This is a genomic window from Rhizobium sp. S96 (assembly GCF_030382195.1).
GTDB lineage: Bacteria > Pseudomonadota > Alphaproteobacteria > Rhizobiales > Rhizobiaceae > Rhizobium.
The window spans coordinates 205,143-217,436 of record NZ_JAUDRY010000012.1; the positions used below are offsets into that span (position 1 = coordinate 205,143).

10 protein-coding genes are annotated in these 12,294 nt (G+C 62.7%); 2 read left to right on the forward strand and 8 right to left on the reverse strand.

All coding sequences use genetic code 11. From position 1 onward, the window contains the following. Positions 1-5 precede the first annotated feature (5 nt). The 5 genes from QTL94_RS15810 to hemN form a co-directional block, all read right to left on the reverse strand. Entirely contained in the window at positions 6-1,586 is a 1,581-nt protein-coding gene (locus QTL94_RS15810) for a cytochrome ubiquinol oxidase subunit I (protein ID WP_065693492.1), read from the reverse strand. Positions 1,587-1,662: 76 nt separating this feature from the next. Continuing rightward, entirely contained in the window at positions 1,663-3,351 is a 1,689-nt protein-coding gene (locus QTL94_RS15815; protein ID WP_289802518.1) for an amino acid ABC transporter ATP-binding/permease protein, read from the reverse strand. Beyond that, positions 3,348-5,045 carry a thiol reductant ABC exporter subunit CydD gene (cydD, locus tag QTL94_RS15820; RefSeq protein WP_289802519.1) on the reverse strand — a complete coding sequence of 566 codons (1,698 nt, stop codon included), beginning with the start codon at positions 5,043-5,045 and terminating at the stop codon, positions 3,348-3,350. Before cydD ends, QTL94_RS15815 begins: the two co-directional genes overlap by 4 nt. Positions 5,046-5,049: 4 nt before the next feature. Then, positions 5,050-5,628, reverse strand: coding sequence for a GbsR/MarR family transcriptional regulator (locus tag QTL94_RS15825; RefSeq protein ID WP_065693495.1), 579 nt, complete (start codon positions 5,626-5,628; stop codon positions 5,050-5,052). Positions 5,629-5,777: 149 nt separating this feature from the next. Further along, on the reverse strand, positions 5,778-7,124 hold the full coding sequence (hemN, locus tag QTL94_RS15830) for an oxygen-independent coproporphyrinogen III oxidase (RefSeq protein ID WP_065693496.1): 1,347 nt from the start codon (positions 7,122-7,124) through the stop codon (positions 5,778-5,780). 186 nt (positions 7,125-7,310) lie between these two features. Between hemN and QTL94_RS15835 the strand changes: the two genes are divergently transcribed. Both QTL94_RS15835 and QTL94_RS15840 read left to right on the forward strand, forming a co-directional pair. Then, positions 7,311-7,958 carry a Crp/Fnr family transcriptional regulator gene (locus tag QTL94_RS15835; RefSeq protein ID WP_113522397.1) on the forward strand — a complete coding sequence of 216 codons (648 nt, stop codon included), beginning with the start codon at positions 7,311-7,313 and terminating at the stop codon, positions 7,956-7,958. A 99-nt stretch (positions 7,959-8,057) separates the two neighbouring features. Further along, the gene (locus QTL94_RS15840) at positions 8,058-9,221 is read left to right on the forward strand and encodes an aminotransferase (RefSeq protein ID WP_289802520.1); all 1,164 of its coding nucleotides are present in this window, start codon (positions 8,058-8,060) and stop codon (positions 9,219-9,221) included. 63 nt (positions 9,222-9,284) lie between these two features. Here QTL94_RS15840 and QTL94_RS15845 read toward each other — a convergent pair whose 3' ends face one another. From QTL94_RS15845 to QTL94_RS15855, 3 genes are all read right to left on the reverse strand, one after another. After that, complete coding sequence (locus tag QTL94_RS15845; protein ID WP_289802521.1) at positions 9,285-10,391, reverse strand: Gfo/Idh/MocA family protein; 1,107 nt, start codon at positions 10,389-10,391, stop codon at positions 9,285-9,287. 11 nt (positions 10,392-10,402) lie between these two features. Then, entirely contained in the window at positions 10,403-11,188 is a 786-nt protein-coding gene (locus QTL94_RS15850; RefSeq protein ID WP_016554600.1) for a ThuA domain-containing protein, read from the reverse strand. A 75-nt stretch (positions 11,189-11,263) separates the two neighbouring features. After that, a complete protein-coding gene (locus QTL94_RS15855; protein ID WP_289802522.1) occupies positions 11,264-12,292 on the reverse strand; it encodes an ABC transporter ATP-binding protein in 1,029 nt (342 codons plus the stop codon). Positions 12,293-12,294: the final 2 nt, after the last annotated feature.

Here is a 12,294-nt window from a genome sequence, read left to right on the forward strand (position 1 = left end):
GTGGATCACTCCGCAGCGGGAACGAGGGTTTCGGAAATGAGCTCGGCTTCCGGCTCGTCGTCCGGTTCCGGTCCCTTCTGAATGGCGCGGATCATCAAGGTCATCTCGACAACGATCAGCGCCGTGTAGAGGGCAGCAAAGCCGATGATGGTCAGCAGGACGGTGCTTGCACCGAGGCTCGACACCGCCATTGCCGTCGGCAGGACACCTTCGATCACCCATGGCTGGCGGCCGATTTCTGCCACGATCCAGCCTGCTTCGATGGCAATCCAGGGAAGCGGGATGGCGAAGACGGCAATCGTCAGCAGCAGCGGGTATTTATCGAGGTGCCGGCGTGCCGAGAGCCAGAAGAACGTGGCCGTCAGGACGATGAAGAACATGCCAAGCCCGACCATGATGCGGAACGACCAGAACAGCGTTGGCACGTGCGGGATGGTGTCGCGCGCGGCCTGCGTGATCTGTGCGTCGGTCGCCTGGCGCGGATCATCGACGTAGCGCTTCAGGAGAAGGGCATAGCCAAGCTCGTGTCCCAGTTCCTCGAAGGAGCTGCGGAGCTGAGGCGCGATCGCGTCCGGCGTTGCGGCTGCGCGGATCTGCATCAGCGCATCGTAGGCCTTGATACCGTCGCGGATACGGGCTTCGGCCTGCTGTTCGAGCTTATCGATGCCGGGGATCTCCGTCGTCAGCGAGCGCGTGCCGATCAGACCCATGACCCACGGGATATGGACGGCAAAGTGGGTTTCGCGCGCTTCCTGATCCGGGAAGCCGAAGGCGGTGAAGGCTGCGGGCGCCGGTTCCGTCTTCCACATGGCCTCGATGGCGGCGAGCTTCATCTTCTGGTTTTCGGTCGCGAGATAGCCGCTCTCGTCACCGAGGACGACGACCGAAAGCGCCGAGGCAAGGCCGAACGACGCCGCAACCGTCATCGACCGCTTGGCGAGCTCGATGTGGCGTCCCTTCAGGAGGTACCAGGCCGAAACGCCGAGCACGAAGATCGAGGCACAGACGTAGCCGGCCGAAACGGTATGGACGAACTTCGCCTGGGCAACAGGATTAAAGACCACGTCGAAGAAGCTTGTGACCTCCATGCGCATCGTCTGTGGGTTCAGCGCCGAGCCCACGGGGTTCTGCATCCAGCCGTTGGCGATGAGGATCCAGAGTGCCGAGAAGTTGGAGCCCAGTGCTACGCACCATGTCGCCACCAGGTGACCGACCTTCGAGAGCTTGTCCCATCCGAAGAAGAACAGCCCCACGAACGTCGCCTCGAGGAAGAAGGCCATCAGCCCCTCGATCGCCAGCGGCGCGCCGAAGATGTCGCCGACATAGTAGCTGTAGTAGCTCCAGTTCATGCCGAACTGGAATTCCATGACGATGCCGGTGGCAACGCCGATGGCAAAGTTGATGCCGAACAATACGCCCCAGAACTTCGTCATCTGTCGCCAGATCTGGCGACCGGTCATGACGTAGACCGTTTCCATGATCGCCAGCAGCACGGATAGCCCAAGCGTCAATGGCACGAACAAAAAGTGATAGAGCGCAGTGAGCGCAAATTGGAAGCGCGATAGCGCGACTATGTCTAGTTCCATTATCTTTCTCCCACGACCCCACAGGGTACGAAGAGTTTCCGCCGGGCCGGATTGCCAGGCGGTCATGCGGTTTGGCTCAGTCCGGCCTCAGCCGGTTCAAAGCCTTTTCGAACGCCGCCTCTCCACGGCGTGAAACTTCTGTGATGCGCCCATGATCGACGAGGGCGATCGCGTCGGCGATCTCGGCCTCGCGGCGGATGTGAGTTGCGATGACCAGCGAGCGGTCGCCAACCCGTTCCACCAGTCGACGCATGACGTCGCGGGCGGTCGGGCCATCCAGCCCCTCCGTCGGTTCGTCCAGCAGCCAGAGGGGCGTGTCGCGCAGGAACAGACGTGCAAGCGCCAGACGGCGTGATTGGCCGCCAGAAAGCCCGATTCCGCCTTCTCCGAGTGGTGTGTCCAACCCTTGCGGAAGGGCCGAAACATCGGCAAGCAGGCCGGCCGCGGTGAGTACCTCGCGAAGTTCGTCATCCCCGGCATCGGGCTTGGCGAGTTGGAGATTGCCACGCAGGGTGTCGCGGAAAAGCTCGGTTCGCTGCGTCAGGAGCGTTGCCTCGAGGCTTGCTACGGTTCCGCGATCGGCCTGCATTTCCGCTGCGAGAAGCGCAAGCAGCGTCGATTTTCCAGCTCCACTTGTCCCGATCAGCGCGAGCTTTTCGCCAGCTTTCAAATCCAGCGTGACGGTATCGAGCGCGGTTGCTTCGGTATCATAGCCTGCACTGGCAGCGGAGATGCTGAACGCCAGTCCTCCGGCAGGCGGGTTGTTTCGCTGCGTTGCCTCGGTTGTCGAAAGGCGGGGAGCAATGCGACGGGCGGCAAGGAGTGTGCGGCCTAGCTCCATCGCGCCGCGGCGAAGCGCTCCAAACGGCTCGACGGCGGCAAAGGCGATCAGCACGCCGAGTGCCGCAGTCGGGGCGGTGATCGAACCAGCGCCGGCTAGAGCCGCCACGGCCAGAAGGGAGCCGCTCAGGAGTATCGTCGAGGTCAGGCCGAAGCCGAAGACGACGCCGGCATCGATACGGTTGAGCCGTTCGTCGGCGTTGGCGGCATATCGGTCAGCCTCGGCAACGGCGGCGCACTGCGCATCAAGCCGTCCGGCCATGAGCAGATCGGTCTGGCCGGCGACAAGATCGATCGTGCGAACACGCATCGCCTCGATGCCGTAGGCGCGGCGGCGCGCATGGCGCGCGGCCCGACGTCCGGCGGCAAGCGGAAGGCCGAGACCGGCGGTGAGCAGCAGCAGACCTGCCAGCAATCCGAAAAGCGGATGCATCAGCCCGAGCGCGATACTGGCCACCACGCCTGCGATGATCGCGACACCCGCGGGGACCAGCACGCGCAGGTAAAGCGAATCCAAAGCGTCGATGTCGCCGGTGAGCCGGAAGAGCAGGCGGGCCGGACGACGCACCAGATCCTGCGCTGCGCGGGCCTCGGACCAGCCACGGAACAGTCGTTCGCGAAGTGCTGCCAGTACGCCGAGCGTCGCGTCGTGCGTGGTCAGGCGCTCGCCGTAGCGCGATGCCGTACGCCCGATCGCGAGCAGCCGGATCCCGGCCGATGGGGCGAAGACATCGAAGACGACGGCGGTTGTGGTCGAAAGCCCGGCGATCGCCGTCGCTGTGATGAACCAGCCCGATAGTCCCAGCAGTGCGATGCCGGCGGTCACCGTCGTGGCGGAAAGGGCCGCACCCACAAGCAGGCTGCGCCGCCGCTCTGCGAAGAACAGTGCGAGGATGGGCTTGAGATTGGAAAGCGAGGCGTTCATTCGGCGGCCTCCCGCGCAGGCTCGGCATCGATGATGATCGTGCGGCCCATGCGCGCGGCCAGGCGCGGGTCATGGGTTGCGACGACGAGCGTTCGGCCCTTGGCGAGCGCCAGCAGGCTTTCGATGACATCGTTGGCGGTTTCGGTGTCCAGGTGAGCGGTCGGTTCATCGGCCAGCAGGATGCGCGCATCGGGCTTGCTCGCAGCCCGCGCGATGGCAAGCCGCAACGCCTCTCCGCCGGAGAGGCCGCCACCGCCATCGCCCAGCTGCCGACGCCGATAAGCGGCAGCGAGCTTGCCGAGCTTGGCAAAATCGAGCGCTTCGGCAGCCTGCCGGGGCGACACGCCTGGCCTTCCGAGCGAGACGTTCTGCGTGATGGTGCCGGCAAATATATGCGGCTTCTGGCCTATCCAGGCGATGGTCTCCTGGGCGGTGGGACCGGTATCCTGGCCGTCGATGAGGACTCGGCCAGCCTCACAAGGCGCCAGACCGGCGATCAGGCTGAGCAGGGTCGACTTGCCCGAACCGCTGGCGCCGAGGAGAGCAACATGCTCGCCGGCCCTGATGTGCAGGTCGATGTCGTCGATGCTCCTCTCAGCATCGGGGCCGTAGCGAAAGCTCACGGTTTCCAGTCGGATATCGCCGGTGCGCGTCTCGAATGGGGCCGAGACGTCGGGCGTTTCCGCCAAGGTCAGGCCGTCGCCGTCCAGGCTTTCCAGTGCCCGGATTGCCGCTTCGCCCGAGGCGCGATCGTGCCACACGGCCGAAAGCTCGCGCATTGGTTCGAAAAAGGCGGGTGCAAGCAGCAATACGAAAAGGCCCGAGGTGAGGTCGAGGCCATGTGTCCATGCGCCAAAACCGATTTGCCCGAGCAAGGAGAAGCCGACATAGACTGCGACCATCGCCACGCCGAGTGCCGCAAACAGTTCGAGAACCGCCGACGACAGGAATGCGATCTTCAGAACGGCTATGGTCCGGTCTTTCAAGGACTCGGCGTCCGCTCGCAGCTTCAGCGCGGTCACGTCGACGGCATTCAACGAACGGATGGTGGCCAGGCCGCGCAGCCGGTCGAGCAGAAAGCCGTTGAGGCCGCCGGTTGCTGCGAGCTGTTTCTCGCTCGCTGCCTGCGCGCGCCAGCCGATCAGCGCCATGAAGACCGGGATAAGCGGCATGGCGACCAACAGCACGAGGGCGGCGATCCACGACTGAGGGAAAACGAAGGCGAGTATGACCAGGGGCACTGCGCTTGCCTTGAAGCGAGCAGGCAGATAGCGCGAGAGGTAAGGGACGATCAGCTCGGCCTGTTCACCTATGATGCTTGCGGCTTCGCCGGAGCTCTGCCGTGTACCGTCGATCGGCGAGCGCCGTGCGAGCGCGGCAACCGCGCGCTCACGCCGCGCCGTCAACTCGGCACGTGCGGCGCGGAAGGCGAGGCGGCCGCCAGCCGCGTCGAGACAGCTTTTCAAGATGCCGAGAACGGCAATGATGGCGGCTGGCCAGAGAGCGTCATGGACGCCTGCGCCGTTTGCAATATGGCCTATGGCGGTGGAAAGGGCTGCCGCCTGCGGAATCCACAACAGTGCCGCAACCGTCTGGATCACGGCGGCCTTCTTGAGGCCCGGATGCCTCGGCACGGATTTTCCCGGCCCGCCCGAAGCCTGCTTTTCACTTGCGTTGAAGTAAGCACTCCCCATGGCGCTAACTCTTATTCGCAGGATTGGGCCGGCGGCTGCGGCCGAGCGAAACGACTCGGTCCTTGGCCTCCAACAGCTTCGTCACTTTCGCACCCAGGGAGAGTAACGTTGCAAGCCGCTCTGTTTCAAGTTGTTTTACGTCTTCATACCAATGCGTTAGTTGCTCGATGAGGGCGTGCATTTCGCCCATGCGCTCCTGTGCGTGTCGCTCGGCGTCACTGGCTGGTCTTTGCATCAGGATTTCACGGAGTACGGACAGCGTTGGATCGACTTCGCGCTTCTTGCGCTCTTCGGCGAGCGTACGCAGGATCAGCCACACGTCATCAGGCGTGGTGAAGAAATCGCGCCGGTCGTCCGGCTTGTGCTTGAGCAGCACGAGGTTCCACGTCTGCAGTTCCCTCAGGCTCATCGAGACATTCGACCGCGAGATGCCCAGGGCATCCGCAATCTCCTCGGCGCAAAGCGGCGAGGGCGATACGTAGAGCAGTGCATATATCTGGCCGACGGTGCGGTTGATGCCCCACCGCGACCCCATTTCCCCGAAGTGCAGAACAAAGGATTGAACGAGCGGCGGAAGATTCATGTTCGGTTTCCGTTATGTCTGTGATTTCAGAAATTTCTGAAATCACTATAACTGCGTGGGTGGTCGCGGCAACGGCAAAGGGGACGCTGCGGCAATTTGGTGTCGCGATGAGTGATAGGGAGATTTTAGGACGCGTTACTTGATTTGGATCAAACGGCCAGTGAATGTTTGGCGCGCCCAAGTGTCAGATATCGATCGAATTTCGAGGCAATTACGCGAACGAACGGGCGTCCTTCCGGCGTGACCGTAAAGGTGTCACCGTCGAAGCTGGTGAAGCCGTCTTCGTCGAGGAGATGCGCGCGCACAGCGTCGCTGCAGACATCGTCCGCTGCCCGCCCGTAGCGGCTGCGTAGCTCCGCCAGAGAAACGTCGTAGCTGCACATCAGGCTCTCGATCGCCGCCCCTGCCGCCCGGTCGTTTGCCGACAGGGCGATGCCGCGCGCAACGGGAAGCTCGCCTTCGGAGACGGCACGGCAGTATTGTCCGGTTGCGACAATATTCTGAACGTAGCCCTGTTGAAGCCGGCCGATCGAGGATGCCCCGAAGCCGATCAGGGTTTGCGCGTCATCGGTCGTGTAGCCTTGAAAGTTCCGCCTCAGGGCGCCGCTGGAAAGCTTCTGCGCCATGCTGTCGTCCGGCTTGGCGAAGTGATCGATACCGACGGGCGTGTAGCCCGCATCAAGGATCGCTCGTGCGCCTATGCTGGCCATTTCAAAGCGCTCGACCGGCGACGCAAGCGTGGCCGTGTCGATCATCTGCTGGTGCTTCTTTGCCCAGGGCACATGCGCATAGCCGAACATCGCCAATCGGTCAGGAGACATGGATAAAGCGAGATCGATGGTTTGCAGCAGCATCTGACAATTCTGGTGCGGTAGTCCGTAGACGATGTCGAGATTGATCGAACCGACACCGAGTTCGCGCAGCGTGTCGACGACGGCCTTGGTCTGCTCGTAGCTCTGCGGGCGATTGATCGCGGTCTGGACAACTGGGGCAAAATCCTGAACGCCGACACTTGCACGGGTCATGCCGAATGACTTCCATGCATTCAGTCGTTCGGCATCGACGTGTGTTGGGTCAATTTCGACGCTGATCTCGCAGTCCGGCAGGATATCGAAATACTGGTCCAGAGTGTCCCGCATCTGTTGAAGATCGCCCGGGCTCACGATCGTCGGCGAGCCGCCGCCGAAGTGGATGGCTGCCACCTTTCTACGGTCGGGCAGGCAGGCCGCGACGAGCGCGACCTCCTTGTTCAAGGCATCCATGTAAGCCGCGATCGGTTCATAGCGGCGAACCTGCTTGGTATGGCAGCCACAATAGAAACAGAGGCGATCGCAGAACGGGATATGAAAATAGAGGGACAAGGGACCGGGCGCGGGCTCGCCGAGCCATTGACGGTAGGTGGCCTCACCGATGCCTTCGTGGAAGTGCGGCGCTGTCGGATAGCTGGTGTAACGGGGAACGGGGGCGGCGTAGCGGGCGATGATGTCGGCGTTCATGGCAATTCCTTTTGGGGAAGGAATAGCCGGGCGCCGTCATATCTACTTTGATCTCGATCAAGAAAAAGCTGTTCTCAAGGCATGGTCGCAGTCTATGCTCTGCGCGGAGCTGATTTGATGCGCAAAGACATACATAATTCAAACATACCAGTACGTTGTCTCAGTTGTGAGGTTCGCCATAAGGGCATGTGCGGCGCGCTCAGCGAAAGCGAGCTGGTGTCGCTGTCGGCGCATACGCGGTTGACCAACTACGATGCCGGTGAAGAGCTGGCTGGCGAGAAGATGCCGGCCGAGTCCTACGCCACGGTGATCCGCGGCGTCGTGAAGCTGACGAAAACCCTCGAGGACGGTCGCCAGCAGATCGTGGGCCTGCAGTTTGCGCCTGATTTTCTCGGACGGCTGAATGCCGATGAGAACGCGGTTTCGGTGGAGGCTGCGTCCGACGTCAATCTCTGTCGCATTCCGAAGGCGACGCTTGAGCGCATGGTCAAGACCAATCCATCGCTCGCCGACCGGTTGATGGCGCAAACCTTGCGCGAACTGGACGAGGCGCGGGACTGGATGGTGACGCTCGGCCGCAAGACGGCTGCCGAGAAGGTTGCCAGCTTCCTGCTGCTGATCGCCACGCACCTCGACCCTGAGGCCAAGGGAGAGAGCCGCCGGTTCGACCTTCCGCTGTCGCGCGCCGACATCGCGGACTTTCTGGGCCTGACGATCGAGACGGTGTCGCGGCAAATGTCGAAGCTCAAGGCCGACGGCGTGATCTCCATTGCCGCCAACAGGCATATCGAAGTGCCGAAGCTCTCCAAGCTCAAGGCCTGCTGCGGTTCCTGACCGAACGCGCCGGGGCATGGCGCGAATGCGTGTTGCCGTCGCCTGCGATTTTGTGCAGGACTGCTGGCTGCATTATCCAGCGTCCACAAGAGAGCATTCATGCATCCTGCCGAAGCCAATCCGCTTGTTTCCCGACTGTCGCCGCCGCCGATCCCTTCGGTTCTGGCCTGGGCGCGTGAGTACAAGGGCGGCAGGGGGCCGCTGGTCGACCTCTCGCAGGCGGTGCCCGGCTATCCCGCACATCCGGAAATGCTTCGGCTGCTTGGTGAGGCAGCGGCGTCACCCACGACGACCGGCTACGGACCGATCGAGGGCGAGGGTGTTTTGCGCGAGGCCTATGCGCAAAACATGTCGGTGGTCTACGGCGCTCCTGTCTCTGCCGGGCATGTTCACATCACGGCGGGCTGCAATCAGGCCTTCATGGCCGCTGCGATTGCGCTTGCCGGGTCGGGCGACACGGTGGCCCTGACCAATCCCTTCTATTTCAACCAGGAGACAACGCTTTCGATGCTGGGCATCAAGCGGGTGCTGGTCGAATGCGATCCTGAGAACGGCTTCCTGCCGAAGGTATCGTCGGCCGAGAGCGCCTTGGCCGGCGGTGCGAAAGTGCTCGCGATCGTGACGCCGAACAACCCGACGGGAGCGATCTACCCGCCGGCATTGCTGCACGAGCTGTTTACCCTCTGCCGCAAATATGGCGCATGGCTCATCGTCGATGAAACGTATCGGGACTTTCTACCGGAGGGATATGGCGCGCCGCATCCGTTGCTGACGATCCCCGGCTGGGAAGACTCGCTCGTTCTGCTCTACAGCTTCTCGAAGTCGTTCTGCATTCCCGGTCACCGGCTCGGCGCGATTACAGCTGGCGTCGGCGTCATCGCCGAGATCACCAAGGTGATGGATAACATGCAGATCTGCGCACCACGGGCGGCGCAGGTCGCTGTTGCCGCGGCAATGCCGATCCTTGCTGACTGGCGCGCCGGCAACCGCCTGGAGATCGCGCGGCGTGCGGATGCCCTGCGAGCGGTGATGGCACAACTGCCGGGCTGGGAAATCGGCGCGCTCGGCGCCTACTTCGCTTTCATCCGGCATCCGTTTGAAGGGCTGACTTCGGCGGCTGTTGCCGAGCGGCTGGCGAAGGAGGCCGGTGTGGTCTGCCTGCCCGGGAGCTATTTCGGGGAAGGGCAGGAGCGCTTTCTCCGGCTCGCGTTTGCAAATGCCGATGCGGCTTCCATCGGCTTGCTGGCCGATCGGCTCGCCTGACATTCCGCAGTGAAGACAAAGGCCCGCGCGAGCGGGCCTTTGGTGTTTCTGGGATAGCGACGATCAGACGACCACTGTCAGCGGTGGGATGCGCTTGTCCGGAGCGCTTTCCTGCTCCTCGGCGGCGAGCAGGTTGAGTTCACGCCGCTCCTTCTCCGACACGATCGCAAGGTCTAGGACCTTCTGCAGGTTTGCGGCGTGGCGGAAGGTCGGGTCGTCCTGCTTTCCGGTTCTGACGGCTTCTGCAAAGCGCTGATAGTTCGTCAGCACAGCCGGGACCTCGATGTCGCGCCAGGTGGCGGTCTCGATGTCTTCGCCGAAGCAACCGCGCAGTTCGGAACCATCCGGGCGATGGATGACCTCGAGGCTGCCCTTTTCGCCATAGATGCGAAGCTTCAGCTCATTGAGGTGGCCGGTTGCCCAGCGGGTCGCATGGATGACGCCGAGCGCACCGTTGGTGAAATCGACCGACATCGTGAAGCTGTCGTTGGCATCCAGCAGATATTCGCCGATCTGACCGCCGGGAGCCTTGTTGAAGGTCTTCAGGCGGGCAAAGACGTGGTCGATATCGGTCGCCGCGCCATAGGCGGCGAAGTCGAGGATGTGGATGCCGACGTCGCCGAGCACGCCGTTGGAACCGTGACCGGTCGACAGGCGCCACAGCCAGCGCGATTCCGTGCGCCAGTCACCCCAGGCACGCGAGACCAGCCAGCTTTGCAGGTAGGAGGCCTCAACGTGTCTGATGGTGCCGAGCTCACCGGCCAACACCATCTCGCGGGCGCGCTGCAGGGGCGCGACGTTGCGATAGGTGAGGTTGACCATGTTGATGACGCCGGCAGCTTCAGCGGCTTCCGTCATCTCCAGCGCGTGGTCGTAATGCTCCGCCAGCGGCTTTTCGCAGAAGACATGCTTGCCGGCGGCGATCAGCGCTAGGCTGGTCGCGTGGTGGATGCGATCCGGCGTGACATTCGTCGCCGCGTCGAATTCACCCCATGCGATCGCTTCTTCGAGGGAGAGGAAGCGATTCTGGATATGGAAGTGATCGGCAAATTCGGCGAGGCGCGCCGGATCGGTATCGACGGCGCCGACAACTTCCACGCCATCGATGGCGAGGAAGTTGGCAACCTGGTTTCTGGCCATCGAGCCCGTGCCAAGAACGAGTAGTCGCATGTGTGTGCTCCTCAGCGGTAACCGGCTTCGCCGGCCTGATGCAGTCGTGGGCCGCGTTCGACGATCGGCTCGAGAGCCTTTTCGACCGGCACATTCGGGGCATCGGTGATGCTCTTCAGATCGCCCTGCGGGTTATAGGCCCATTTCACGCCGTTGATGAGTACCTTCTGGACGTTGGCATCATGATAGGTCGGATAGGTTTCGTGGCCAGGGCGGAAGTAGAAGATGTTGCCGGCGCCGCGGCGCCAGGTGAGGCCCGAACGGAAGACTTCGCCACCCTGGAACCAGGAGATGAAGACCGTTTCCAGCGGCTCTGGCACGGAGAACTGCTCGCCGTACATTTCCTCGTTTTCGAGAACGAAGTTTTCATCGAGACCGGCGGCGATCGGATGGCGCGGGTTGATCGTCCACAGACGCTCGCGCTCGCCGGCTTCGCGCCACTTCAGCGCGCAGGGGGTGCCCATCAGGCGCTTGAAGATCTTCGAGAAGTGGCCGGAGTGCAGGACCAGCAGGCCCATGCCTTCCCAGACGCGCTTGGCGACACGCTCGACAACGACGTCGGAGACCGCGCCGTGGTCCTTGTGGCCCCACCAGGTGAGGACATCGGTTTCGGCGAGGCGGGCTTCGGTCAGGCCATGCTCGGGCTCCTGCAGCGTGGCCGTCGTCGCCTGGATCGCCGGATCGGTGTTCAGCGCGTTGGCGATGGTGGTGTGCATGCCTTCGGGATAGATGCCCCGAACGATGGCATTGGTGGTTTCGTGGATGTTTTCACCCCAGACAATGGTGCGAATAGCCAAGTGATTGCTCCTTCATGCGGATGGTGGATCGACCTCGATGGGAGGCGAGGCGGATCCTGTGGTTTTGGATAGATGTCAGGCCGCGCCCTTGAGGGGTACTCTTTCGAGCGCGCGTCCGGATTGGTCGAAACGGTGGACCGAGCCCTGAACCGGGGCAACGCCCAGTTTCTGGCCGGGTTGATGGCTCGATACGCCGGTCTCGCGAACGACGAGCGGCTCCGATGTGCCGATGTCGAGATAGACGAAACTGTCCGAGCCGAGAATTTCGGAATGAATGACGGTGCCGCTCCAGGCGGCGTCCTGTTGAACGATCTCCATGTGTTCGGCGCGCACGCCGATGGTGTGGGCATTGTAGGGTGCGGAGAATTCGCCGCTCAGGAAGTTCATTTTCGGCGAGCCGATGAAGCCGGCGACGAAGACGGAATTCGGTGTCTCGTAGAGTTCGAGCGGCGTGCCGACCTGCTCCACGACGCCATCCCGCAGCACGCAGATGCGGTCGGCCAGCGTCATCGCCTCGACCTGGTCATGGGTGACGTAGATCATCGTCGTGCCGTGCATGCTGCGATGAAGCTTGGCGATCTCCAGACGCGTTGCGACGCGCAGCGCCGCGTCAAGGTTCGACAGAGGCTCGTCGAACAGGAACACCTTGGGATCGCGGACGATGGCGCGGCCGATCGCGACGCGCTGGCGCTGGCCGCCCGACAGCTGGCGCGGCAGGCGTTCAAGATAGGGCGAAAGCTGCAGCATGCCGGCCGCCTGCTCGACGCGGGCCTTGCACTCTTCCTTGGTGCGTCCTGACAGTTTCATCCCGAAGGCCATGTTTTCGAACACGGTCATATGCGGGTAGAGCGCATAGGATTGGAACACCATCGCAATGCCGCGCTTCGATGGTGCGTAGCGGTTGACGGCCTCGCCATCGAAGGAAAGCGTGCCCGAGCTGATATCTTCCAGCCCGGAGATCAGCCGCAGCAGCGTGGACTTGCCGCAGCCGGACGGGCCGACGAAGACCATGAACTCGCCCTTGCGGATATCGAGCGAGACGCCCTTGATGACTTCAAGCGCACCGAAGCTTTTACGGATATTGTCGAGTCGAATCTGTGCCATAT

Excerpts from the sequence above, each read along its gene's own strand:
- hemN (WP_065693496.1), bottom strand. The coding sequence starts at position 7,124 with ATGAACGCCGACATCATCGCCCGCTACGCCGCCCCCGTTCCCCGTTAC.
- cydD (WP_289802519.1), bottom strand. The coding sequence starts at position 5,045 with ATGGGGAGTGCTTACTTCAACGCAAGTGAAAAGCAGGCTTCGGGCGGG.
- QTL94_RS15845 (WP_289802521.1), bottom strand. The coding sequence starts at position 10,391 with ATGCGACTACTCGTTCTTGGCACGGGCTCGATGGCCAGAAACCAGGTT.
- QTL94_RS15825 (WP_065693495.1), bottom strand. The coding sequence starts at position 5,628 with ATGAATCTTCCGCCGCTCGTTCAATCCTTTGTTCTGCACTTCGGGGAA.
- QTL94_RS15840 (WP_289802520.1), top strand. The coding sequence starts at position 8,058 with ATGCATCCTGCCGAAGCCAATCCGCTTGTTTCCCGACTGTCGCCGCCG.
- QTL94_RS15835 (WP_113522397.1), top strand. The coding sequence starts at position 7,311 with ATGTGCGGCGCGCTCAGCGAAAGCGAGCTGGTGTCGCTGTCGGCGCAT.
- QTL94_RS15810 (WP_065693492.1), bottom strand. The coding sequence starts at position 1,586 with ATGGAACTAGACATAGTCGCGCTATCGCGCTTCCAATTTGCGCTCACT.
- QTL94_RS15815 (WP_289802518.1), bottom strand. The coding sequence starts at position 3,351 with ATGAACGCCTCGCTTTCCAATCTCAAGCCCATCCTCGCACTGTTCTTC.
- QTL94_RS15855 (WP_289802522.1), bottom strand. The coding sequence starts at position 12,292 with ATGGCACAGATTCGACTCGACAATATCCGTAAAAGCTTCGGTGCGCTT.